We start from the raw sequence: 3,560 nt of genomic DNA, 5'->3' as shown, positions 1-3,560 counted from the left end.
CGCGTTCGCGCTCCGGCGGCGCGGAGCGCTCTCCTGGCGGGGGCGGCCGGTATGAGCAACGTCGTGGTCATCGGGGCCGGGGTGGGTGGCCTGGCCGCCGCTGCGCGGCTGGCCGCCGCCGGGCACCGGGTGACCGTGCACGAGCGGGCGGCCGAGGTCGGCGGCAAGCTCGGCCGGTACGAGCGTGACGGCTTCCGCTTCGACACCGGCCCCAGCCTGCTCACCCTGCCGCAGGTCTTCGCCGACCTGGGCCTGGAGCTGTCCCCGGTGGCGCTGGACCCGGTGGTGCGCCACCACTTCCCCGACGGCTCGGTGCTGGACTCCTCGTCCGACCCGCAGGTGTTCCGGGAGCGCATCGAGGCCGCCTTCGGGGCCGCCGCCGGCGCGGACTGGGCGCGGTTCTGGGTGCGCGCCGAGCGGATCTGGCGCGCCTCCTGGCGGTCGGTGCTGCAGCGCGAGGTCACCCCGGCGTCGCTGGCCGCGCTGTCCTGGCGGGTCGGTGACCTGGCGGCCATCGCGCCCGGGCGCTCACTGCGGTCGCTGGGCCGGCACTATCTGCGTGACCCGCGGCTGCGCATGATGCTGGACCGCTATGCGACCTACACCGGCGCCGATCCGCGCCGGGCTCCGGCGGCGCTGGCCGCGATCCCGTACGCGGAGCTGGCCTTCGGCGGCTGGTATCTCCCCGGCGGGCTCGGGGTGCTGGCCACGGCGCTGCTCGACCGCTGCCGCTCGCTGGGCGTGCGGGTCGTGACGTCCTCACCGGTCGAGCGGATCTGCTCGACCGCGGGGCGGGCCACCGGCGTACAGCTGGTCTCGGGCGAGGAGGTCCCGGCCGACGTGGTGGTGGCCAATGTGGACGCGCTCTCGGTGTACCGCGACCTGCTGCCGGCGCCGTCCCGCCTCGGCGGCCTGGCCGCTCGCAGCCTCGCGGGCTTCGTCCTGCTGCTCGGCGTCCGGGGGCAGACGCCCGAGCTGGCGCACCACACCGTGTTCTTCCCCCGCGACTACGACGCCGAGTTCGACGCCGTCTTCGGCTCCCCCGGCACCGGCGAGCGGGCCCGGCCGCCCTCGGACCCGACCGTCTTCGTGACCCGGGCGGCGGATCCCACGGTGAGCCCGCCCGGCACCGAGGCCTGGTTCGTGCTGGTCAACGCGCCCCGGCACGGCACGTCGTTCGCGGCGGTCGACTGGCGGCGGCCCGGCCTGGCCGACGCCTACGGGCGGCACATCCTGGACGTGCTGGCCGCCCGCGGGCTGGACGTGCGGGACCGGCTGCTGTTCACCGAGACCCGCACCCCGGCGGATCTGGCCGATGCCACGGCCGCGCCGGGCGGCGCGATCTACGGTACGGCGGGCGGCCTGACCCGCCCGGCGAACCGTGGCCCGCTGGCCGGCCTGTTCCTGGTCGGCGGCTCCACCCATCCGGGCGGCGGACTGCCCATGGTGACCCTCTCGGCGAAGATCGTCGCGGACGAGATCGGACCGGCGTGACAGCTGCCTTCAGTGCCTTCGTCGCGGAGCGGGCGATCCCGCTGGGCACCACCGAGCCGCTGGCGCCGCTGGACGACCTGGAACCCCTGGTGGAGATCCTGGGAGACGCACGGGTGGTCGCCATCGGTGAAAGCGCCCACCACGTCCGCGAGTATTACCTGTGGCGGCACCGGCTGCTGCGGTTCCTGGCCGAGCGGTGCGGCTTCACCGTCTTCGCGATGGAGTCCGGTTTCAGCGAGGGCCTGGCCGTGGACGACTGGGTCCGTGGCGGGCGGGGTGACCTCGACGAGCTGGCCGAGCACGGGATCACGTACCGAATGGGGCGGTGCCCGGAGATGCGTGACCTGCTCCGCTGGATGCGGTCGTCGCCGCTGCCGTTGCGGTTCAGCGGAGTGGACGTGCCCGGCTCGACCGCCTCTCCCCTGCCGGCCCTGGACAGCCTGCGGCGCTACCTGGGCAAGGTGGACGCGGACGCGCTGCCCCTGGTCGACCGGATCGCCGAGTACGCCCGGGCCTACGCCGGGGAGCACACTCTGCTCGCGTACCGGGCCTATGCGGCGATCGACGGGGTGGACCGGGACCGGGCCACCGCGCTGCTGGCCGACCTGGCGACCCGCTTCGACGCGCTGGCCGTGGACTACACAGCGGCCGCCGGTGCCGAGGCGTACCGGACAGCCCGGCACGAGCTGCGGCTGGCCTGCCTGCTGGACCAGGGATTGCGCAGCTTCACGGCGGACTTCAGCCACCCGAAGGTGGCCGCCCGCGACCGGGGCATGGCCGAGACCGTCTTCCAACTGCTCGACCCGGACACGAAGATCGTGCTGGCCGCGCACAACACGCACATCCAGCGCACCCCGGTGCGCACTCCCACGTTCGCGCTGTCCGCCATGGGTCACCATCTGGCGGACCGCCTCGGCGGGCAGTACGTGGCGATGGCGGTGACCGCGCAGGCGGGCCGGACCTCCGCGCGCCGCGCCGACCCGGACGCAACGGGCGGTGTCGCCGTGACCAGCGAGGATCTGCCGCCGGCGCCCGCGGACAGTGTGGAGGCCGCGTTCCAGCCGTCGGCCGGCCCGGCCCTGGTGGATCTGCGGGCGGCGCGGGACCGGATGAGCGGGCCGGAGAAGATCCGCCTGTCGGAGACCTTCCTGGACACGCCGGTGCTGGACGCCTACGACCTCGTGGTGAGCCTGCCGGAGATCAGCACCACGTCACGGTAGGTCGCGGACGGCGGTCTCGCCCGCCTCGGTGGTGCGCCGCAGGAAGTCGGCCACCACGGCCAGCTCGGCGTCCGAGTAGCCGGCGCAGATCTCCTCGATCGAGCGGTTCATCCCGGCGAGCATCCCGTAGAGCTCGCCCTGGCGGTCACGCAGGGAACGGATCTGCACCGCGCGACGGTCGTTCTCGGCGCGCTCCCGGGCGATCCAGCCGCCGCGTTCCAGCCGGTCGAGGATGCCGGTGAGGGTGGCCGGGTGCACGCCGGTGAGCCGGGCCAGGGCGGTCGGGCTCAGCGGGCCGGCCCGGTCGATCAGGTCGAGACAGTCCAGGTCGGCGTCCTTGAGCTCGAGCCGGTTGCCGACCTGCCGGCTGAACACCGACAGCTGGTTGCGGGCCAGCCGCAGCGACTCCTTGACACCGGCCACCAGCCGCCGCCGGGATGTTACGTCCGCCATATTGTATGAACTCCAAAATACTTTACTATGAGATTCATATCTTACGGTCGTCGAAGCGCCTTGAGGAGTCCACCATGATGCTGATCACCGGAGCGACAGGAAACGTGGGCCGCGAAGCGATGCGACTGCTGGGCGACCGGGCCGCAGGACTGTCCCGGGACCCGGCCCGCAACACGCCCCTGGAGGCGATCGCGCACGTCGAGGCCGTCCTCTACAGCCCTCGGGCGGCCACGCCGGAGCTGCTGACCCGGGCCGCCGAGCGCGGCGCCAAGCGGGTCGTCGTGCTGTCGGCGGCCACGGTGGCGCACCCGGTCGGCGACCCCCGGTTCATCGCTGAGTTCACCGCGGCGGAGCAGGCGGCGCAACGCTCGGGTCTGGAGTGGACGATCCTGC

At 73.7% G+C, this 3,560-nt stretch carries 3 protein-coding genes and 1 pseudogene; 3 read left to right on the top strand and 1 reads right to left on the bottom strand.

Annotation, left to right across the window (positions count from 1 at the left end; all coding sequences use genetic code 11):
* Window positions 1–51: 51 nt before the first annotated feature.
* Both crtI and AB0C29_RS38675 read left to right on the top strand, forming a co-directional pair.
* Window positions 52–1,494 carry a phytoene desaturase family protein gene (crtI, locus tag AB0C29_RS38680; protein ID WP_360831402.1) on the top strand — a complete coding sequence of 481 codons (1,443 nt, stop codon included), beginning with the start codon at window positions 52–54 and terminating at the stop codon, window positions 1,492–1,494.
* Entirely contained in the window at window positions 1,491–2,714 is a 1,224-nt protein-coding gene (locus tag AB0C29_RS38675) for an erythromycin esterase family protein (protein WP_360831399.1), read from the top strand. Before crtI ends, AB0C29_RS38675 begins: the two co-directional genes overlap by 4 nt.
* Here the strand turns inward: AB0C29_RS38675 and AB0C29_RS38670 are convergent.
* Window positions 2,706–3,167: a MarR family transcriptional regulator gene (locus AB0C29_RS38670; protein ID WP_360831396.1), complete on the bottom strand. Its 462-nt coding sequence runs from the start codon at window positions 3,165–3,167 to the stop codon at window positions 2,706–2,708. The two genes, AB0C29_RS38675 and AB0C29_RS38670, sit on opposite strands and share 9 nt — an antisense overlap.
* A 74-nt stretch (window positions 3,168–3,241) precedes the next feature.
* Between AB0C29_RS38670 and AB0C29_RS38665 the strand changes: the two are divergent.
* A pseudogene (locus AB0C29_RS38665) lies at window positions 3,242–3,560 on the top strand (NmrA family transcriptional regulator); the annotation flags it as partial.

Origin of the sequence: Actinoplanes sp. NPDC048791 (assembly GCF_040650095.1) — a bacterium.
In the GTDB taxonomy this organism is placed as follows: domain Bacteria; phylum Actinomycetota; class Actinomycetes; order Mycobacteriales; family Micromonosporaceae; genus Actinoplanes.
This window is presented reverse-complemented; position numbering and strand designations above follow the sequence as displayed.

Coding starts and splice junctions, on each gene's coding strand:
- crtI (WP_360831402.1), top strand. CDS start 52: ATGAGCAACGTCGTGGTCATCGGGGCCGGGGTGGGTGGCCTGGCCGCC.
- AB0C29_RS38670 (WP_360831396.1), bottom strand. CDS start 3,167: ATGGCGGACGTAACATCCCGGCGGCGGCTGGTGGCCGGTGTCAAGGAG.